Genomic DNA, 20169 nt, shown 5'->3' on the forward strand with positions numbered 1-20169 from the left:
AATGAAAACACTTTCGAACAATTCTCCGGGCAAACGCGTCGCGCTCTATGCGCGCTATAGCAGCGACCTTCAAAGCGATCACTCCATCGAGGATCAGGTGCGTCTCTGCACCGAGCGCGCGAAGGCGGAAGGCTGGACCATCGTTGAGCACTATAGCGATGCCGGATTGTCGGGCGCATCGCTCATGCGCCCCGGCATCCAGGCGCTGATCCGCGATGCGCTCGCGGGACAGTTCGACATTGTCCTTGCGGAAGCGTTGGATCGACTGTCGCGCGATCAGGAGGATATCGCCGGGATCTACAAGCGCTTGCAGTTTGCAGGCGTGGCAATGTGGACGCTCTCCGAGGGGGAAATCTCCACCCTGCATATCGGCCTCAAAGGCACGATGAATGCGATGTTCCTCAAAGACCTTGCGGATAAAACCCGCCGGGGCTTGCGCGGGCGCATCGAGCACGGCAAGTCCGGCGGCGGGATCGCCTACGGCTATGACGTGGTGAAACGCTTCGATGCCCAAGGCCAGGCGCTGCGCGGGGATCGCACGGTCAATGCGGCGCAGGCCGCCATCGTCGTCCGCATCTTCGAGGATTACGCAAGGAAGAACCTTTCGCCCAAGGCGATTGCCGCACAGTTCAACCGGGAGGGCATCAAGTGTCCGTCCGGAAAGGCATGGGGTCAAAGCACGATCAACGGCAACCGGCGGCGCGGCACCGGCATCCTCAATAACGAGCTGTATATCGGTCAGCTTGTCTGGAACCGCCAGCGCTTTATCAAAGACCCGGCGACCGGACGGCGCGTCACGCGCCTCAATGACGAGGCGTCCCTCATCCGTCAGAGTATCCCCGAGTTACGGATCGTCCCGCAGGAATTGTGGGACGCGGCGAAGGCGCGCCAGAAGGATTTGGATGCGAAGGCTCCGGGCCTGTGGGCAAGAAACCGACCCCGTTACCTGCTTTCCGGGCTGGTCAAGTGCGGGGTCTGCGGCGGCGGCTACGCCAAGATCAACGCCACCCATTACGGCTGCGCTTCCTCCAAGAACAAGGGCGAGAGCGTCTGCGGCAACCGGAAGACGATGGCGCGGGAGCATCTGGAGGGCAAAGTCCTTTCCGCCCTGCAAACCCACCTCATGCGGGATGATCTGCTGGCCGTCTTCTGCGCAGAATACACCGCCCACCTCAACCGCCTCCGCGCGGCGCAGGACGATGCTCTGCGCGAGGCTAGAGCCGAACGGGAGAAGCTCCAGAAGGCCCGTGCGAACGTCCTGCAGGCGATCCGGGAAGGCATCGCCGCCGCCTTGGTCAAGGACGAGCTGGAGAGCATCGCGGCGCGGCTGGAGGTTCTGGACAAGACCCTTGCCCAGGGCAGCGAACAGGCCAGGCCGCTCCTGCACCCCACGATGGCCCGCCGTTACCGCGAGGAAGTGGCGGGCTTGCGGGAGGCGCTCGCGACCGGGGGCTCCGGAGGGGCTCCGGGCGAAGCTTCGGAGCATGTGCGGGGGCTGATCGAGAAAATCGTCCTCACGCCCTGGTCCCATTTGGGAGTTCCGGGGCGGGACGAATTGAAGATCGACCTTTACGGCGATCTGGCCGGAATCCTTGATCTGGCCGCCGGAGCAGAGGCGGCCAGTAAGGATCGGCTGTTGTCCGGCCGTACCCGGCAGGCTGTCAATGACAACCGCTTCGGTACGGCCAAGACGGCGTTGGTAGCGGGGGCTCTCAACCAACGCTATCTACCGCTCTTTCAAGCCTTCGATATCGCCGCCGGACCTGCCGCCCTCGACTGTCTTAGCGCGTTACTGTCCGAGCCGGAGGGAGTTCGCGCTGCCAGAGCCGCGCATTGTACGGGTTCGGACGGCGAACCGGCAACCGCCATTATTTCGGGAAAAGGGGGCGGCCATGGCTGAGAAACCCCCGTCCGGCAAGAATCCCGGCAAACACGGCGCGCCCTTCTCGCTGCGGCTCACAAAGGAGGAGCGCAAGGCGCTCGATGCGCTGGCCGACGGGCAGCCGCTCGGCGCCTGGATCAAGGATGCGCTTTTAGAGCGCGACATCCGGCCCCGGACGCGGGGGCGCAAGCCCGTCAAGGACCGCGAGGCTCTGGCCAAACTCCTGGGCCTGCTCGGTCAGTCCCGCCTCTCCTCGAACATCAACCAGCTCGCCAAGGCCGTCCATACCGGATCGTTGCCGGTCAATGCCGAGGTCCACCGGGCGCTGCTCGAAGCCTGCGCCGGAATCCGCGCCATGCGCGATGCGCTCCTGACCGCCTTGGGCCTTCAGCCCTCCGGCGACAAGGGAAAAGACGGTGCGCCATGATCCTCAAAGGCAACCAGCGCGGCGGCGGGCGGCAGATGGCCGAACATCTGCTCAACGGACAGCAGAACGAGCATGTCACCGTTCATGAGGTCCGGGGCTTTCTGGCGGGCACCGTGCGCGGCGCGCTCGAAGAAGCCTACGCGCTCGCGCAAGGCACGCAGTGCCAGAAATATCTCTACGCCCTCTCGCTCAACCCGCCCAAAGACCAGAGCGTGCCCGTCGAGGACTTCGAGAAAGCGCTCAAGATCATCGAGGACAGGCTCGGTCTCACCGATCAACCGCGCGTGGTTGTCTTTCACGAGAAAGAAGGCCGCCGCCACGCCCATTGCGTCTGGAGCCGGATCAGGACCGAGGATATGAAGGCTGTCAATATCGCCTTCGACCGCAGGAAGCTCTATTCCATCTCACGCGCCCTCTACATCGAGCACGGCTGGACGATGCCCAAAGGCTTGATGAACCGGGAGCACCGCAACCCGCTCAACTTCACGCGGGCCGAATGGCAGCAGGCGGCGCGCACCGGGCGCAGCGCCGCTGCGATCAAAGCCTGCTTGCAGGAATGCTGGGCTGTCGCCGACGGGAAGAAGGCGTTCGAGAGCGTGCTCCATGAACGCGGCTTCTTCCTCGCGCAGGGCGATAGGCGGGGGTTCGTGGCCGTCGATATTTACGGTGAAGTTTTTTCCCTGAGCAAGCAACTCGGGATCAAGGCCAAAGCGCTGGAAAAACGCCTCGGAAAGCACACGGCGCTGCCGACGGTCGAGGACACGAAAAAAAAGATCGAGGCGACGTTGCGCGGCCTCTTAGAAAAGTACCGCGCCGAATTGCAGAAGACCCATGAGCAGGAACTGCGCCCGCTCCTGCGGATCAAGACAACCATGACCGAGCAGCATCGCAAGGACCGCGCGGCGCAGAAGGCATATCAGGAGAAACGCTGGAACGAAGAGCAGAGAGTGCGCGCCTCCCGTATCCGCAAGGGCTTCAAGGGTCTCTGGGACAAGCTCACCTTCAAATACTGGGCCATCCGCAAGGAGAACGAGAAGGACGCGTGGAACGGCCATGTGCGCGACCGCAGCGAGCGGCAGGAATTGATCGAAGCGCAACTCGACCGGCGCCAGACGCTTCAGGCGCAGTTCGAGACGATGCGCACACGGCACGAAGAGGAGCAGCAGAAGCTGATGGCCGATATGGTGAAGATCGCGATGCCCGAGCGCGAGCGTGATGCAACGCCGGATGTGTTCCGCAGCAAGGTGAAAGAGGCCGATCTGGGGATCCAGACACCACTCCCATCGCTAACACCAAACCGCCGAGGCGTCCGGGGGAAGAAAGCCGGGCAATGCCATGAGATGTAGATGAGGATTTTTCTATTGTCAGGCGAGGAAAGAAGTAACAGAGAATGCAAACATATAGGACTCTGCATTCTCGCAACGTTAAGCTTCAAAAAGGGGATATGGTGATGAAGAGATTTTTGTCTCCTTGTTTAGCACAGATCGTAATGTTACAGACGCTTGGAGATTCGGCGCTACAAATACTCTCCGGTCCTAGCTTTAGATCAAAGCCTGAATAACATTCATACCCATCGAAATTCACATCAAACAATCTTCGAATATACTCATCCGGCAAGGGGACGTCCGAAGGGTCAGCCACCTTCATTTGTGCAGACGGTAAATTTGATTTGGCAGCATCAAACCCTTCATCAAGAATGACGTGCCAACGCCCGCCAGGATTCAGAAACCACGAGTGTATATATGCTTTACGTGTATGAAAGTCTTCGATCTTTAAGACCTCCTTTAGTAAGGCTTTTGCTGAATTGTTTAGTTGGTAGTAATTTACAATACAAGACAAGGTCACAGAAAAAATAATGTATATGGCAACTAATAAGAATAAGACGGAAACAATCTTGAGAGCAGTATGCATTTCGCCTTTTCCTTATAATTCTCTCTTTCATCCACAAACAATCTAGAAGTCTTTACTGCGACTGCCTACTGCCTAATCCTTCACAAACTCTTCTAAGGTATGGATATCCCCTTTGGCGTCTTGCTAAAGGTTCCAGTTAGCGTCGCAGTAATTGTCTTCTTGCTACAGCAACCCTCTCCTGCCACATTCCACTGTGCAAAAAGCCAATATCGATACTCAAACGTAGGATTTATGAATCCCTTGTTATCGCCTTTTTGGTCCAATGCATACAGAAGTGTTTTAAAAGAAAACTGATCAGCATTTCTCCATGTCACGTTGATATCTGTTGTCTTGAAAGAGTGCCCGCCAATGTAGTAGTGGACGAGCATGAAATAGCGAATATCAGAAAAAGGATGAGGTTCAAAATAATGCTGACCCGTCCACATATCGACATCCACATCGTCTCCACCACCTCTCAGTCCGGGATACAGTTTTCCTCCGGGATTGCTGCAAATTTGTCGCGCAATTCTGTCCAAGATGACACCAATAGAATGATTTAATGTCTTCGGAAAATTCAGTTGATACCATTCGCGATAATCCGCGACAACAATAGACCCTCTCTTGCCACGGGACTCCCATGGATTGAATTGATCCCAAACTGATGGAGTATCCAATCCCAAGACATCGAGTAGTACCAGTGGATTTTGCGCTACATACCCAAACGAATTTAGCCCGCCCGCAAGCCCTATAGGATCGCTAGAAACATAGCGTCCGATGAGCGGGTTGTAATATCTGTTCCAGTTGTAGTGGAGCGTTGTCTCCGAATCGAAGTACTGGCCGGGGAAACGCAGATTGACGGTGGCCGTGCCTGTGGGCGCTTCCTTCCCGAAAGCTCCGGAATCCCATGTCCAGACCGTTGAGCCTGTGCTGTTGGTGCCGTAGCGCGGCGTCATCAAATGATCCGTGTGCAGATAGGTCACGGTCTCGGTGGCACCCGATTTCAGGATTTGTGCCAGCGGCTCCCCATTGAGCCAGATATATTCCCGGATCAGCGTTCCGCTGCTGTCATATTCGCCATAGAGAGAGCCTCCGAGACCGTAGACGTAATGCGTCGTCGTGCCTCCGGCCACTTTCTTCGTACGCTGGTTATTGGCGCTGTAGGTGTAAGTTCCGACGGTCGTGCCGCCGATCTTCGCTTCCTTGAGCAGGCCCGCCGCGCTCCACACATAGGTCCGCGCCCCATCGCCCGTCACGTTGCCCATCGCATCGTAGGTGTAGCTGTTTGCCCCGACGCTGGAAAGTTTGCTGTTCGTGGAGGGGTAGGTGTAATTCGTTGTCCCGCCCGCCACTTCCGTCAGGCGGTTCCCGATGGGATCATAGGTGAAGCTGGTCGCCGTGCCTCCGGCCTCGGCGTTCAGGCGCTCCAGAACATCGTAGGTGTAGGTGCGGACGCCCTTCTGCGTGATGTTGCCGTCATTATCGGTGTCGTAGGCGTGATTGAAGACGCCGGAGACTGTTCTATTGGTCGGGCGGTAATCCTGATCGTAGCTGGCCGAGAGGGTTTTCGTATTGCCATAGGTCAGGCCGCTCAAAGGGCCGTAGGGCAGATAGGTGATCGAGCTGGCCAGATTCGTGGCCGTGCCGTTGATCGGCGCGGAGACGTTCGTCACTTGCCCGTTGCCGTTCAGGGTATAGGTGACCTGCCGTCCCGAAGGCAGGGTGATTTTCTTGAGGACTCCGACAAGGTCGTATTCATAGGCGGTGGTGAAGGAAAGTGCGCCTCGGATTTCCTTCACTTCAATGAGCTGACCGAGGACGTTGTACTTGTAATCCGTGGTGCCGGAAGCATCGACCACGCGGCACAGACGGCCCTTGCTCGTGCCGCAGTTTCCGGGCACCGGGTTGTCGTCATAGGTCAGGGTGACATTGAGCGCGGTGTCTGAAGGATAGGCAACCGTGGCCAGCCTGTTGATCGCGTCGTAAGTGAAGTTGGTAACAACCGAGCGTGCGTCAACGATCTGCGTAACGTTCCCTGCCTTGTCATGCGTATAGGACGCCGTGCCGGTATCGGGGCTGACGACCTGCGTGACATCGCCGAAAGCGTTATAGCCGTAAGTCGTCGTATTGTTGCGCGGGTCTTTGATTCCCGTGGTCTGATCGAGATCGTTGATCGTGTTGGTGGTCACGCCTGAAAGCGCGTCGGTCGCCGTGACCAGCCGATCCAGCCCGTCAAAGGCAAAGTTCGTGGCGTGGTTGTTGGCGTTTGTATACGCCGTCATATTGCTGTTCTTGTCGTAGGAGAAGGAGCGCGTCCACGCGGCTCCGGCCCCAACAGAAGTAAGCAACCGCGACATCTCATCGAAGGTTTGGCTGTGGGTGTATTTGAGGGCATTGGACGGGTCTTTCCGCAGCTCGGTCAGAACGTTCCCGTCATCATCGAGCGTATAAGCAACCGTATTACCCAGATCGTCCGCCATGCCCGTGAGACGGCGGGCGTTGTCGTAGCTGTAGGTAACGGTCGTCCCGTTCGGTGTGTCCACTTGCGTGAGATCGCCATTGAAATTGTAGGTCAAGGTGGTCAGCGCTTCGAGTGGGGTGCCGAAGGCCCGCTTGACGGTCTTGAGCCGCCCGAGTGTGTCGTAAGTCAAGCGGGTTTCGATGCCGTTCTCATCCTTTGTAATCAGCGGGCGGTCGGCGGCATCGAAGGACGTGGTTTCCGTAAACTGGCCGAGCGCGTTGGTCGTCTTGATCAGCCGGAAACTGGCGTCATAGGTAAAAGTTGTCTTGTCCGTCACATCCGTGCGCGGCCCGTCGATCTCCTTCAGGCGGCCCAGGACTGTGTTTCCGCCCACGGTCGTATTCGGCCAGTAGGTGAAGGTGGTGGTCCGTGTCTCGCCGGAATTGGTGTCCGTCACTGTGACGGAGGTCTGTCGTCCATCGGCGTCATAGGCGAAGTCTGTCGTTCTGCCCTGCTCCGTGATCACATCCCGTAATCGTAGACTGGGTATCCAAGTTGTCGTGATCGTGCGCTCTTCGGGCTTACCAACGGCTTCAACACGGGAAGTCTCAAGACCGTTGGCGTCATAGGTGTAATTGGTGACGTTTCCTTTGAAATCCGTTGTGCTGGCAAGATAGCCGTCCGACGTGTAGGTATTGAAGGCCGTCGCAGCGGGCGTATTCGCGCTGGCCGCCTGGTCAATCTTGGTAATCTTTCGTAGACCGTTGATGATGGTGTAAGTGTAGGTGGTCGATTTCCCGAGCGGGTTCGTGACCGTTGTCGTCTCATCTGTGTTGTAGGTAATGGCGAAGTCATCCACACCGCCCGCATGGGACGACGCATTCGCCCGCCCTTGCGCGTCATAGCCCCACGTGGAAATCCGCACACCCATTTCGTCCGTGATGCCCGTGAGCGCATTGACAAAGGTCGCGTTTTCATAATGATAGATGCGGGTCTTGGTGTCGGGTTTGGTGACCTGAGTCAGATTGTTGTTGCTTCCGTAGCTGTAAGTGAAGGTGCCATCCGGCGTGACCACGGTGGACACACGGCTGGAGCCGTCATAAGTCAGAGTCAGGCTGCGCCCGTGCTCGTCAGTCACGGTCGAAAGCCGCCCCGAGCCGTCATAGGTCAGGTTGAGCGCTTCGCCGCCCTGATATTCGATCCGCGTGAGTTTCTTGCTGGTGTTGTAGTACTCCCTGGTTTGTCCTTCGGAGGTGTAGAGATAACCAATGAGCGTGGGCGTGGCGTCATAGCGCTCGGTGAAGGTGGCCTTCACATCGGAATCGAGAGATTGCCAGTTATTAGCGGCGACATCCGAACGGAATTTATAGGCCGTGCCTTCTCCGGTCGTGATCTCCACCGCCTTGGATTGCGGACCTGAAACCAAGGTGATCGTGCGGTCGTAATTGTGCCGCCAGTATTTGCCGAGATTGAAATTCAGCCAGTCGCCGTTGCTACGGTACGTGCGCTCGAAACGAAGGGCGCTTGATCCGGCATAGTCGAGTTCCTTCTGAACCTTGTAGCCGTAAGTGCAGTCGATTGGATTTCCGCACGAGCATCCGCCCGTATCGGCGCTGGTCCCTGTGCATTCATCCGCCTTCTTTTTCTTGTTCTCGGCGCAGAATTCATTCTGATCGACAGGGAACTCACATCCCGGAAATACCCCCGAAGCACTGGCACAGGTTACGCCTGAGGGCATATGCCCTGTCGTTGGATCAGGAGTGATTTGAAAACAGCCCTCGACCTTGCCGTTGCGCCGATACTGGTGAACGGGCGGCGCGTGGTAGTAACGTGTCCCGATGGTAAACAAGGTCATGCGCGAATACGCGCCGCCGCCCGGACCGGTCAGCGTCCATTTGCCCGTATTGCATTTATCCGTCGTCCAGTTGGGGGCCGCACCCCGGTTGATCGTCGGACCGCCCGAAGTCCATGAGGGGTTGATTTGGGCCAGAGTGCCGAGATAGGCAAACTTCGTGAGCTGGGTTGCAACTTCCGCATCGGCGTATGTGTTGTAAGGGCTGGGACCGGGCGTTGTGCGGTATTTGAAGCACAGCTTGAAGGGAACGTCTTTGGGGTTTCCGGCGCTTGCGCCCGGACTGGTGAACCAGAGCGTTTCGTCCACAAGGGCGTTGTTGTAGTAGACGTTCTGTGCCCCCTGATTGTCAGCCGCGGCGCTCCCGCCATGCTTTTGCTGGATCGCCTGCGGGCTTGAGGTGAGGAACAGAGGATTGCCATTGATATCAACGCCGCCGTCTTGCCTTGTGTTGCACTGATCATTCGGCTTTTTGGTGGCCTTGTTATCCCAGGAGTCCGTCACGGCGGATTTCGTAACATGACCGTCGCAAACCGGCCATGAGTAGAAATTCCTGCCCAGAGCGAAACTGCCGTAGAGCGGATTTTGCGGATAGCTCACATTCGGGTTTGTCGCGGGATACCACCAGTAGGCCACATCGCTGCACGTGTAGGTGTCCCCGCAATCATCGGCGCGGGCCGAAACGTGCACCAGGATCAATACACACACCGCAAGAATCAGATGGGCCGAACCTCTCAGTGCTGTTACCCGTCTGACTGACCTCTTGCCCATTCACTGCTCCTGCACATAGCGGCCCAACACTTCCACGAACAGGATGCACCGACCGGACGACGACGTTTACGACTATCACACGCAAAAAAATGTTTGCGCCTTCGATACTAGAAAACGTAAAAAGGATTCAGCAAGAAAAAAACACTTGTGATTGAAGTTTTTTTGACAGGAGCCTGTTCGATGTCTTGGTCTTCATCCACCCGCCTTCTTTGTGTGTGCGTTCTCACCGTCGGTGCGCTCACAATGCTCCGGACCGGTTCCGCCGACGCTGCGACGGTAACCGCAAAGCCAACGGCCGACGAGCAAACCGAACTTGCGAAGCACCCGTCTTATTCCGGGCCGCTTCATGTGCTCGAAGCCAACGCGGATAACAGGATTCACAAATTTCTCGAAGCGAACGAAGGCAAGACCGTCTATCTGGACGTTTCCATCGTCCGCTATGTGCCGATGGACCCTTCATCTCTTGATACGCCGGAAGCGCGCGCCGCGACCGACCGCTTCGAACATCCGGTCTTTAGCAAGTGCTGGCCGGATCAGAGAGCTGAATACATTGGTATTCTCAACTTCGGAGAAGCCGGATTCCCCCTGCCTCTCGATGACGCCGATATCGAAGCGGGTTGTGCCACGCGCGTTCGATTCGACTTGCCGATGATCGAGTCGGTCAGCGCCTTCCCCGTCGCCTGGGGAGATAACAAGGCGCAGGTTTTCCTCCGCGGCTTCTTCGATGTCTCCAAGAGCGTGCTAGAGGGCGGCAAGACCCTCTATACATTAAAGCAACAGGATGACGTTCCTTACGAAACGCGCCTGGCCTTCGATAAGCACAAGACCGGCAAGCAACCCGAAGCCGACCTCAGCCTCCAGACAGACTGAATGCTCCTGTATGCAGGAGCTGCATCCAGCGCCCGTTTTGCGCGGCGCACGTCTCGCGCGTATGTTTTCCGTAAAGCACCAATAGTGATGCCTGCCGCATAGCGCGGCGCGCTTACCGTCCGCGCGACTCTCCGTTCCATCGAACACTTTGACGCTGCGCGTGTCCCGCACACGCCGCCCGCTTGTGTCTTCCTCAGACATTCTTCCCGTTTGCTCGTTTCGCGATCCTCCTTAGCGTTTTCATAAGACGATCCGAACCAATCCGACCTTTCACCCGATGATTCTGTGTCTGTCCGGGCATGAAAGGCTCGGAATGGTCCGGGCCTCCTGAACCCTCAAGGAGGACACTATGAAACTCACCACACGCTTCGAACTGGCTTCGAAATCCACCAGCGAACTGCGCGCGCTTTACCGCGACATCTTCAATGCGCTCGCGCACTTCGAGCAGCCGCATGAGCGGCGCAACGCCATCGCGTCGCTGCAAAACATCCGCGCGGAACTCGCTGATCGCGCTCCCGGCTTTTAACCGGGTCCCTTCGCAGAGAAATGCGTGCTCCGCGACAAGCAGAGCACGCAAAGACTGCGCCTAAGCGGCGGCCTCCTGCTTCGGCTTCGGCTGCAAGCCGATCAGAAAGTCGGCAGCGCGCTGCGCGTGGGAAGCGGCGGAGACAATCGCCCGCTTGTCCTCCTTCAGGACGGCCAGCCAGTGGCCGATGTAGGCGGCGTGATCGTCGCGGGGTTCAAGAGCGAGTCCGAGGTCTGCGGCCAGGAAGGCGCTGCCCATCTCGGCGACCAGCTCTTCGCGGGCGTAGCCGGCATCGCCGAAGGACTTGCGTCCGAAGTCGCGGTCGAGGCGCTTGGAATGCCGCGTCCAGTGCGTCATCTCATGTGCGAGTGTCGCGTAGTAGCTCTGCGCGTCGCGGAAGGCGACGAAGGGCGGCATCTGGATGTGATCGGAGCCGATGGCGTAGCAGGCCATGTTGCCGCCGTGGCGAATATCGGCTTTGGTGGCGGAGAAGAATTCTTCGGCGCGTTCGATCCGCTCAACCGGATCGAGCGTAGGTTCGGCCAGCGCCGTGAAATGCGCGGGCAAGCCTTCGATCTGCTCGGCATTGAAGACGGTGTAGCCTTTCAGGAACGGGATGGCGCGTTCGGCATCCTCTCCGGTTTCGGCATCGGTCTCGGTGCGCGTGAAGGTGTTGGCGTAGACGACCAGCTCGCCCTTCTCGCCCTTGCGGACATGACCGCCAAGTTCGGCGGCCTGCTTGTAGGTCATCCAGATTGGGGCGGCGTAGCCGCGATCCACGGCGGCGGACCAGAGCATCAGCACGTTGATGCCGTTATAGGGCTGGCCATTATGACGCAGCGGGCGGGTAATCCGTCCGGCGGCGTGCTCGGCGTTCCACGGCTTCATCCAGGGCCGCACGCCCTGTTCGAGGTCGGCGATAATCCGGTCCGTGATCCGGCTGTAGACATCTTTGCGTTCGGCGTGTTCGTGTTTCATGGTGATCTCCTTCGGTTGGCGGTTGGTTCGGAACACGCGGAACCAGAGGAGACGGGGGAAAAGACGCGCGCGCACCCGAAGCGCAGCGCAGGGGGAACGGGCCACACGGGAACGAATGTGAAGGGAGCGGGCCGCCCGTTGCGCGCGCGTCGCCCCCGTCAGAGTGGGTGGAGCTTCCGAAACCGACCGACCGAAGGAGAGGCGAACAGAAACGAACACAAAGAACGCATTCAAAGTCAGCCGGAAGAAAGGACCGGAGCCGACACGCTTGATCAGTTCGGCCCTAATTCGTTGGAGTGGAACGCTCGCCGACGGGTGCTCCGCCCGTCTGCGCGGCCAGCCTGGGGCATCAACGCGATGCGCCGATGCAATGGAGTAAGCGTGCGCCGGTCTGGATGACCGTCAGGCCGTGGTTAGGAAAGTCAGAGCAAGGGCGATTTCGAGGTGGACGGCTGCGCGCTCACGCGCATCGAGGCCGAAACTCACTCCGCGAAGAAATCACCATCCAGAAAGGCGCTCACCGCTTCGTAGTACCAGTTGGTGCGCGTCGTCGTGTGGTGCCGGATGAACCGGACCCCTTGCGCTTGCATCTAAGCAGCCGCATTGCGACCGCTACTTTGTGGATCGCCAGCTTCAAGGCGGTCTATTCTGCCAAAGAATGAAATCTACTTTCTTCATGTCGCTGATGCGGTCGGAGCCTACAACCCGCTCGTTGAATAGCCCTATCCAGCGGTGAGCAGTATCCGTCGTTAGAAACGACTCCAAATCATGCCTCATCGAGGCATAGAGGGTCACAGCGCCTTTATGCTTGTCATCGCTCTTGCGACCGGGCCACTTGAGACCGAGACTCTTTAGGACATAGCGGTCCCACACAGGCCGGTCGGGGTTCAATGTCGCAACAAGTTTGCTGGCAAACGACGCCTCGCACCTGTTGCTGCCGAGACGAAGGCGCAGCTCTTCCAGGATTTCTGCAAATTCTGGTCTTTGTGACCGACACTCTTGCATCAATCCAAAATACGCCTGATACCACGCCTCTGCTTTTTGCCTAACTCGATAAAAACCCTTGTACGCGACTTGAAACTTCATGTCGCTTGATACGTCTACAGCCTCGTACCGCTTCATCAGGGACAGATACTTGCATATGCCCGTTTCAGCATTCTCTATTGCTTGAATTGCCTGCGATTCCGATATCCTCTCAGCCCATGGATATGCTGGTTTCTGGACCAGTTTAGGCGGAAAGGCATTGGCGATCATCATGCTCTATTCCTAGTGAGCTGAACGCCACAATGCAAGGGTGTCTGTAAGAAGACGCGAAAACCCTCCGCCTGTAGCCGGGCGGAGGGCATCGAGGTGGGCATCACGCCTTGATGTGCTGCGCAAGCCGCGCTTCCTCTGCGTAGACCGAAAGCGGCTTGTCGCCCGTGAAGTGGAGTTCGCGTTCGACGGGCAGGCCGAGTCGCCCGCGCACCGAAGCGAGTTCCGAGAGCCGGACGCTGCCGAGTTCCGGGCAGCCGAATCCCAGATCGCACAGGCCGAAGGCGATGTCGTTCTCCTCGGGATCGAGTTCGGAGAGCAGCCAGGTGCAGGCGGCATCGGGTGTGAAGAACTTGACCACCGGCGGATGGTCGATGGGCTCCAGCCCGTCCGCCAGACGCTGCGCGTTGACCTGGCCGTTCTTCAGAAGTTTTGCGTGCTGATTTTTGGTGAGAAGTTTCATGGAGAAGTCTCCTTTAAGGGTTTCGGGTTTGACGCGAACCCCAAGAGCCGCGGGGACAAGGCGGCAGCGCACGACCGACATTCATGGAGGGCGGGAACGGGCTACACGGGAACGTACGTGAAGGAGCGGGCCGCCCGTTGCGCTGTCCGCCGCGCGCGGCTAGACCGGGGCGCGAAAAACAAAACCGCACCCGATGAAGGGACAGCAATCACGCTCTGCCCGCAGCCAAAGACCGGAGCGCACGAACGGAAAGGGAGAAAACGCGCACAGCGTCCGGCGGGAGAGAGCCGCCGGACGTTGCTGGTGGTGAGTTAAGGCTCTTTACGCCGCTTCGCGTCGCCCTTCATCTTCGAGCGGATCATCCTCAGTCCCCTCGCCTTCGTCGGCGTCCTCGTCGGCCTCGTCAACCGCTTGGGCTTCGGCCTCAAGGGCGTCCGCGTCCGGCTCCTCCGCTTCCGAGTGCGTATCGGGTCCGGTGGCAGGGAACAGGAACGCCTCGGGCAGCCAGTCCAGCGCCTTGCGCTGCGCTAGTGTGGGCGAAGAGGCGCTCCGGGCCTGAGCGTCATGGAAGAGAATGCCTTCAACCAACTCGGATTTCTTGTAGGTGGCCAGAGCCCCTCTGCCCTCCGCCATACCGTTGTGTTTGGCAATCTCCAGAAGCTGTTCACGGGTCCGCCGCGAAAGAAAGGCGCGGTCGGGAATCCAGTGATGGCGCAGATCGGCCTTGAGGTCTTGGGCCACGCGGTTAAAGAGCGTGTCGGCACTATCCAGCCTGTCGCAGTATTTTTGACCGAAGGTGAGCGCCACGATCAGCGTGTGGAGTTCATCGAGGTCGTGATCGCTCAGCGCCTTGATCGCGGTATAGAGCGCCACCGGATCGAAGGGGGTGCGGGAGGCAAGCACCGCCCAACCGCATTCCCCCTCCTCCACGGGCAAGCGAAGGCGCTGCGCCATCATCCGCGCCTGACAATCCAGAACCGTGAAGGGTTTCTGGCGCTCGGAGTGTTTGGCGGCTTCACGGTACGCCTCGTGCGGATTGAAGGCATCGAGCAGCAGCACGGCCAACACTTCCTTGGCGGTGCGTGGTGAGGCCAGAAGCAATTCACCCACAGCGGCGGTTTTGCAATGGCCGATGATCCGGCGCACGGGCGCTGTATAGAACGGCTTGGCCTTGGGCGGCGCAAGAGGGTTTTCGGCCAAGGTGTCTGCCGTCCCCTGATCGAGGTCCGGCTTGAGCAAGCCTTCGCGCAGTTCGACGATCCCTCGCGGAGTGATGTTGATCAGAACGCCGCCCGTTTCGCCTTCGGGCGCGTCCTCAAATTGCCAGTCGGTGATATTCCAGTCCTCCGTCACCTCGACCCAAGCGGCGGTCTTGGCGTAATGCGCGGCCAGTTCATCCACGGCCTCCTTCTGCAAGGCCATGAACTGCTCGGCATCATCGAAATAGCTGGTCTCGCCTTCAGCAAAGAGATCGGTAGTGATGCCTCCGGTATACCGCTCCAAGGGAAAGACCGCATCGGCCACGCAGGGGCGTCTGCCGATCATGTTGCGGCGGATCAGGTCGGGGCTGATGAAAGAACCGCGCTTCATCTCTTCAACGATCCGGCGCTGCGCGTCCCGATCACCCAAACTCAGCGCCTCGGCTTGCGCGAGGGAGACCTTCCCTGCTTCCAGCGCGGCTTTGGCCTCCTTGCACATTGCATTGAGCGCCAGCCGCCGCCGGATGGTGGTCAGGGATAATCCGGTCTGCGCCGCCAATTCCTCAAGGCTCTCTCCGTCCTTCAACAGTTTGGTCAGGGCCGCCGTTTGCTCCAGAGGCGTGAGGTCGGCGCGTTGCAGGTTTTCGACGGTGGCCAGTCGGACACGGTCGTCCTTGGTGGTGGCCTTGCGGATTTCGACCGGAACGGTGAAACCTTCGGGTAACTGCCCGCGTTCTTCGAGCAGCTTCAAGGCGCGGTAACGGCGCTCACCGCTGATGACCGCAAAAGTCTTACCCTTGGCCGGAGCGACGACAAGGTTCTGCAAGAGCCCATCGGCTCGGATGCTGGCGGCCAGTCCTTCGAGGGCTGAGACCTCGAACAGCTTGCGCGGGTTGGCTTTGGAGGGCGTGAGTTGAGAGAGGGATATGGATTGAAGGGTCATGACAAAGTCCTTTCCGTCATGGGTGTTAGAAGCGCGGCCCGCGACTCTCGCGGCCCTTGCCCCTTCCCGAATGGAATGAGGGGTTGCGCCTGCAACCCCTGCCCTTCGGCGAGAACAGGGTGTGCAAGCGGAACAAAAAATCGACGGCGGGCGCACGGAGCGCCAGCGCAGGAGCCTCGGGAACCGTCTATTTTTGCGTGAAGCGCGCCGAGGGAGGGACTCCCTAAGGAGGTATGGCGGTCAGCGTCGAAAGACCGTGTCCCCCTACAAAAGGTCTGGCAGGAACACGCGATGGGACGGACTTTCTAGCGCTCGTACCGTTCCCGGACTTCCGGGCAAAGTGAACTGGAACGCTTTAGAACCAGAAGAGCAGACGACACGAGCCGTTCATTTCTCCCTAGCTCCTGCTCGCCGTTTGGATAATGCTTCCCGCCATGAAAAAGATTGTTTCTCACCGTGCGAACCATGAGCAATGTCTGTTGCGCTCGCTTCTGGCTTTGGTCGATAACTTGGTCCTTAAACATTAGCGCACCGTCCTGAAGCACTTGCTTGCGCGGCGGATGGTCAAGCAGATAAGTCGCCGCTTCCCAGAACGAGTGGTCCGCCTTCGGGATAGCGCAAAACGCATTCTCGATATCGTTGGCAAAACGATCCCATAACGCATCAGCTCGATTCTCATCCCCGGCGACATAGCACGGCGTCGCCTTAAGGGCATACTCCATACGCGAGAAGACAGCTAGGAATTCGCAGGCCAATTCGCGCGGCATGTGTAAGTGACGGAATGGATCGTCGTTGCTAGCCACGCGAACCCTCAGTGCTTGCGATGCCGGAAAGCAGTGAGTATCTAAGTTCACGCTTCCTGAACGCGTCCGTTCCGCCTTCAAGGATGCGGCATGTCTGCTCTCGAATGCCGGTGCCGTCGTGGGCCGTATTCTCCAGTGATCCAGATACATAGCTGATATGAGGAAGTCCGTCATCGCGGCGAGCACTGGTCGCAATAATGACCTGCTCTGAATCCGCGTTCACAACAAGGTTGGGGTTGTGGGTAATCAGGATGATCTGGCGGCGCTTCTTGGCGTCCCTGAAATAGCGCGTTAGTAGCTTGTAGATAGATTCGTTATCTAGATTTTCATCTGGCTGATCGACAATCAGGGGACGCGTATCGACAGTATCGAGGCCGAGATAAAGGATCAGCAGGACGATTCCCTTCGTACCCGGCGAAAGCTTTTCGAGATCGGCCCCGTTGTATTTCAGGCCATAGTTCAGCGTGATGTGCTCAACATCGTACAACCACTCGATCAATGCCTGCTGTGTCGCGTCCGCGCGTAAGTAGTCTTTGGGTTTCAGGTCTTTTTTCTTGAACTCCTCCAAAAACTTCTCGTGCGCGTCCCGGATAGTGTTGGGATCGCCGGACGACCACGCGGCAACGAGAATCTGTTGAGCGGCTTTGGACAGATCACTGAATGTGCCGTAAGGCAAGGTGCGGCGCTGGTCAAAAAGCGCACTGCCACGCTTTAGCCACGCCTCGATGTCCGCGTGCCACCGAATTGAAAACTCTAAGTCTTGCACCGATCCGGATTCAACCGCTAAGCGGGCTTTGACGGGTGCGTACAGTTCTTCGAGTGTTTTCTGCTCTTCTTGAAGGACGCGGAAATAGCCGGCATAGGCGTCAAGACGCTCCTTATAGGCTGCCTCCATGCGCGCCTTCTCCGGCCCTTCGATCTGCGTCACTTCTTCCTGTATGCGTTTCACCTCAACGGCGATGGCCGCGATCCGCGTTTGGATGACCTTGATCCGCTCGTGCCGGGCCTTGTCGGCGGACTCCGTTTCGGTGAGTTTCTTGATCTGGGCTTCCAGCCACCGGAGCGTCCCTTCTGTCGGCTGCTCCGCAGTGCCTTCCTTCTTCTTGATATCCGCTTCCAAAGCGGTTTTCCGCCGAGCGAGCGGAGTGTCGGTATCCTTGGCGAACGCGGGATGAAAGGTGTCCTTGTCTGCCTCCGGAACACCGGCCTCTTTCAGGAGAGTGTCGATTTCCGATGTGAACCGCGTGATCTGTGACTTAAACGCCGACACGCGCGTTCTGATGTCTGCCAGCTTCTGGATCTGCGTCCTGGCTGCCGCAATACTTTGCTGAACGGCCGTCAACTGATTGCGCCGATCCTGTAGCTCCTTCTGGAGATTCTTCTCTGCCTCCGTCGCCGGCTTCGGCATCTGCTTGACCAGCCCGGCTTCTTCGTCCTGCAAGGTCTTGATCCGTGCCTTCTTCTCCGGAAGCTTCTTCGCGTTCTCTCGCAACGTGCATCCTTCTCGAATGAACCGCACGAGGTCTTCCCGGAGGCGCTGCGCGTCCGCACGGATGCCGTCTGTCCGGATCGCACGCAATTCCGCAAAATCGGAGGCGTTCATCGTCTCCGTAGGGTCTGTGCACGCGAAGATCACGCCTTCGATCTCGCGAACAAGCTCGCCGCCCATGCGATCTTCCGCGCAGAGCCGTTCAACAAACTTCTGGGAGAGATAGCGGACTTTGCGCTCGTCGGACTGCTCATCGCCAAGACGGACCTTAGTGGACGTGCCGTCGGCCCATGTTAGCGTCACTGGAACATCGTCAAGATAAGAGCCGGCACGCTGAAGAAAGCTGCCGGGTTCCTCCGTATTCCAGCTATCGGCAGCGTGCGCGACGATTTCCGCGAGCGCGGATTTGCCGGACCCTTTTTGTCCGATGATGGAAACGAGGCCAGCATTGAGCGGAATTTCCAGATCGTCGAACCAGCCGTCCGCGTTTGAAAGGGAAATGCTCTGAAGCACGCGGGCTTCGTCGTGATAAAGCGGTGCGCTCGGGCCGACATAGACGCGGTCGGCAGGTTCATAGATGATCTGCCGCAGACCCTCGAATGTAGGGTCCCCCTTGATCCAGCAGAACTTGTCATCCTTCGGTTTGCACAGATCGGCGATCGCGTGCGCATCGGAGCCGTGAACACAGGGTTTCAAGGCGCCGAACTCCGCCTTGAAAGCATCCTCGCTCATGTCTTGATGTCGGCCCAGACACCAGGCAATCGTGCTCGCCTGTCCGCAGAACATCCCGTGGGCGCTTTGCAGAAGGTTCTTCCGGACTAGATAGTCCTGTCCGGACCACGAGATTTGATCCCAGTTTTCAGCAGCCAAAAACAGAAGGTACTTGCCCTCGAAGCACTTCTTCTGGAGAACCTTACGGACTTCGTTCAGATCGAAGGTGACGACCTTGCATCCCGCGACAAAATCCGAGTCCTGAGCAAAACTCGACTGATGCTGTTTTACTAGCCGGCCCGCCTCCTCGATGGCCTGCCGTGTGACATTTCGAACGCCGCGATCATCTTCCGGATGACCCTCGATCTGGAAGTGAAGAGCTTGGATAAATTGCTGTTCGATAACGTCCGGCTCTAGGTCATCGCTGAAAACGATGTGAAAGTTAAGACGGCGGAGCTGTGTGCCGTCGCTTCGCTTGGGAACGAACGTACCCAGGCGCAACTCGATATTCGGAAGAACGGCATCAAAGTTAGAGAAGTCGCCAGACTTGTGCAGCTCACGGATTTTCTTGTATCCGTCAATGAAGAAGTAGTCGGTGACGCCGAGGACAGAAACGTCCTTGATCGTGCGCATGGCGGCCAGATACTCGTCCCAGCTCCCAAACTGATGCTCGAACGAAGCTGGCGTGTGGACGTGCAGATCCCAGCGCCTCCATTCCGACCCTCTCGGCCAATTTGATGTCATGGCAGTGACTTCCCGTTATCAGCGTTCTTTAACCACTGTCATAGAAAACGCTCGATGGTCTGGCAAGAGCGTTCTTGCACCCATCGCGTGAGCGAGCGGATGTTTGGCTACTCGTCTTCATCGTCGGCCGCTTCCGCCGCATTCAACTCCGCCAGCACGCGCCTGCGAGGGCGCAAACTGACCGCATCCGCCGGATCGCCCGCGACGCGGTAGGCTTTGAAGACATGCTCGCGGCCTGCGCTCGGATTGGCGACGTTGGTTGTGGCGATTTCGTTGGTTCGCAGATCGAAGCTGTAAGCGACCACGACCTGCTCGACCTCGCGCCGCGTGAGCGTGCCGACTTCAACAAGGTCGGCATCGACGGCGTGACCTTCAGGAACGATGAGCGTGCGTCGGTGCGCGGTGCCGTCCGCCAGCGCAAAGGGCGTGGGCGCGACATACATTTTGCGGTCGCGCACGAGAATGTCGCCGTAACTGCCGAATCCCCGGAAGCTCTTGTTCTTGTGAATGTAGGTGTTGTCGGCGTTAAGGAAACTGCCGTGACACAAGACGAGATCAAGGACGGGGTATCGGTTGCCGTCCGGATTCACCGGATAACGCCCGAACACGTAGTAGACCTGCCGCCCGTTATGCTCGCCGCAGGGAACCTGCGAATTACAGTCGTAATCGGCTTCGCGTCCCGGATACGCAAGACCTTTAAGCTCGAACCCTTCTGCGAAACGCACGAGCCGGAAATCCGGGTAGGAGTTGCGGCCCGGCGAGTCGAAGTTCAGCCCGGCCGCTTCGAGCCGCCGCTTGAACCAGTTCTGGAAATGAAACTCCTTGTCGCTGCGGCCTTCGCGCTCGATCAGCTCGCCGCGCTGGATGGCCTGCACGCATTCTTTGAACAGGGTTGAGGCGTTCGACACG

The 20169-nt window shown here is 58.4% G+C and carries 15 protein-coding genes and 1 pseudogene; 6 read left to right on the forward strand and 10 right to left on the reverse strand.

Annotation, left to right across the window (positions count from 1 at the left end; all coding sequences use genetic code 11):
- Position 1 precedes the first annotated feature (1 nt).
- Both IPN28_09290 and IPN28_09295 read left to right on the forward strand, forming a co-directional pair.
- Positions 2–1900, forward strand: coding sequence for a recombinase family protein (locus tag IPN28_09290; GenBank protein QQS56474.1), 1899 nt, complete (start codon positions 2–4; stop codon positions 1898–1900).
- Positions 1893–2309 (forward strand): hypothetical protein, encoded by a 417-nt coding sequence (locus IPN28_09295; protein QQS56475.1) that lies wholly within the window; start codon positions 1893–1895, stop codon positions 2307–2309. The genes IPN28_09290 and IPN28_09295 overlap by 8 nt, the downstream gene beginning before the upstream one ends.
- On the opposite strand, the gene IPN28_09300 is transcribed toward IPN28_09295, so the two are convergent.
- Complete coding sequence (locus IPN28_09300) at positions 2270–2608, reverse strand: hypothetical protein (protein ID QQS56476.1); 339 nt, start codon at positions 2606–2608, stop codon at positions 2270–2272. The two genes, IPN28_09295 and IPN28_09300, sit on opposite strands and share 40 nt — an antisense overlap.
- Between IPN28_09300 and IPN28_09305 the strand changes: the two genes are divergently transcribed.
- Positions 2594–3655 carry a relaxase gene (locus IPN28_09305; protein ID QQS56477.1) on the forward strand — a complete coding sequence of 354 codons (1062 nt, stop codon included), beginning with the start codon at positions 2594–2596 and terminating at the stop codon, positions 3653–3655. The genes IPN28_09300 and IPN28_09305 overlap by 15 nt on opposite strands.
- An 85-nt stretch (positions 3656–3740) precedes the next feature.
- On the opposite strand, the gene IPN28_09310 is transcribed toward IPN28_09305, so the two are convergent.
- Both IPN28_09310 and IPN28_09315 read right to left on the reverse strand, forming a co-directional pair.
- Positions 3741–4220 carry a hypothetical protein gene (locus IPN28_09310; GenBank protein QQS56478.1) on the reverse strand — a complete coding sequence of 160 codons (480 nt, stop codon included), beginning with the start codon at positions 4218–4220 and terminating at the stop codon, positions 3741–3743.
- A gap of 92 nt (positions 4221–4312) precedes the next feature.
- A complete protein-coding gene (locus IPN28_09315; GenBank protein QQS56479.1) occupies positions 4313–9280 on the reverse strand; it encodes an RHS repeat protein in 4968 nt (1655 codons plus the stop codon).
- 180 nt (positions 9281–9460) lie between these two features.
- Between IPN28_09315 and IPN28_09320 the strand changes: the two genes are divergently transcribed.
- Together IPN28_09320 and IPN28_09325 are read left to right on the forward strand one after the other, a co-directional pair.
- Positions 9461–10150 (forward strand): hypothetical protein, encoded by a 690-nt coding sequence (locus IPN28_09320; GenBank protein ID QQS56480.1) that lies wholly within the window; start codon positions 9461–9463, stop codon positions 10148–10150.
- 349 nt (positions 10151–10499) lie between these two features.
- A complete protein-coding gene (locus IPN28_09325; GenBank protein QQS56481.1) occupies positions 10500–10676 on the forward strand; it encodes a hypothetical protein in 177 nt (58 codons plus the stop codon).
- Between the two features lie 60 nt (positions 10677–10736).
- Here the strand turns inward: IPN28_09325 and IPN28_09330 are convergent, their stop codons facing one another.
- The 4 genes from IPN28_09330 to IPN28_09345 form a co-directional block, all read right to left on the reverse strand.
- Positions 10737–11654 (reverse strand): DUF1738 domain-containing protein, encoded by a 918-nt coding sequence (locus IPN28_09330; protein QQS56482.1) that lies wholly within the window; start codon positions 11652–11654, stop codon positions 10737–10739.
- Between the two features lie 633 nt (positions 11655–12287).
- A complete protein-coding gene (locus tag IPN28_09335) occupies positions 12288–12911 on the reverse strand; it encodes a hypothetical protein (protein QQS56483.1) in 624 nt (207 codons plus the stop codon).
- A gap of 100 nt (positions 12912–13011) precedes the next feature.
- A complete protein-coding gene (locus IPN28_09340; protein QQS58589.1) occupies positions 13012–13371 on the reverse strand; it encodes a DUF2958 domain-containing protein in 360 nt (119 codons plus the stop codon).
- A 321-nt stretch (positions 13372–13692) separates the two neighbouring features.
- Positions 13693–15513 (reverse strand): ParB/RepB/Spo0J family partition protein, encoded by a 1821-nt coding sequence (locus IPN28_09345; protein QQS56484.1) that lies wholly within the window; start codon positions 15511–15513, stop codon positions 13693–13695.
- Between the two features lie 83 nt (positions 15514–15596).
- Here IPN28_09345 and IPN28_09350 point away from each other — a divergent pair, with 83 nt between their 5' ends.
- Positions 15597–15740, forward strand: a complete 144-nt coding sequence (locus IPN28_09350) for a hypothetical protein (protein QQS56485.1) — start codon at positions 15597–15599, stop codon at positions 15738–15740.
- A 78-nt stretch (positions 15741–15818) separates the two neighbouring features.
- Here the strand turns inward: IPN28_09350 and IPN28_09355 are convergent, their stop codons facing one another.
- From IPN28_09355 to IPN28_09365, 3 genes and pseudogenes are all read right to left on the reverse strand, one after another.
- Positions 15819–16316, reverse strand: coding sequence for a hypothetical protein (locus tag IPN28_09355; protein QQS56486.1), 498 nt, complete (start codon positions 16314–16316; stop codon positions 15819–15821).
- Positions 16309–19260 carry a hypothetical protein gene (locus IPN28_09360; protein QQS56487.1) on the reverse strand — a complete coding sequence of 984 codons (2952 nt, stop codon included), beginning with the start codon at positions 19258–19260 and terminating at the stop codon, positions 16309–16311. Before IPN28_09360 ends, IPN28_09355 begins: the two co-directional genes overlap by 8 nt.
- A gap of 500 nt (positions 19261–19760) precedes the next feature.
- Positions 19761–20168: pseudogene (locus IPN28_09365) on the reverse strand (hypothetical protein).
- Between the last annotated feature and the right edge of the window lies 1 nt (position 20169).

This window comes from Alphaproteobacteria bacterium (assembly GCA_016699735.1).
Taxonomy (GTDB): Bacteria; Pseudomonadota; Alphaproteobacteria; order Micavibrionales; family Micavibrionaceae; genus JAGNKE01.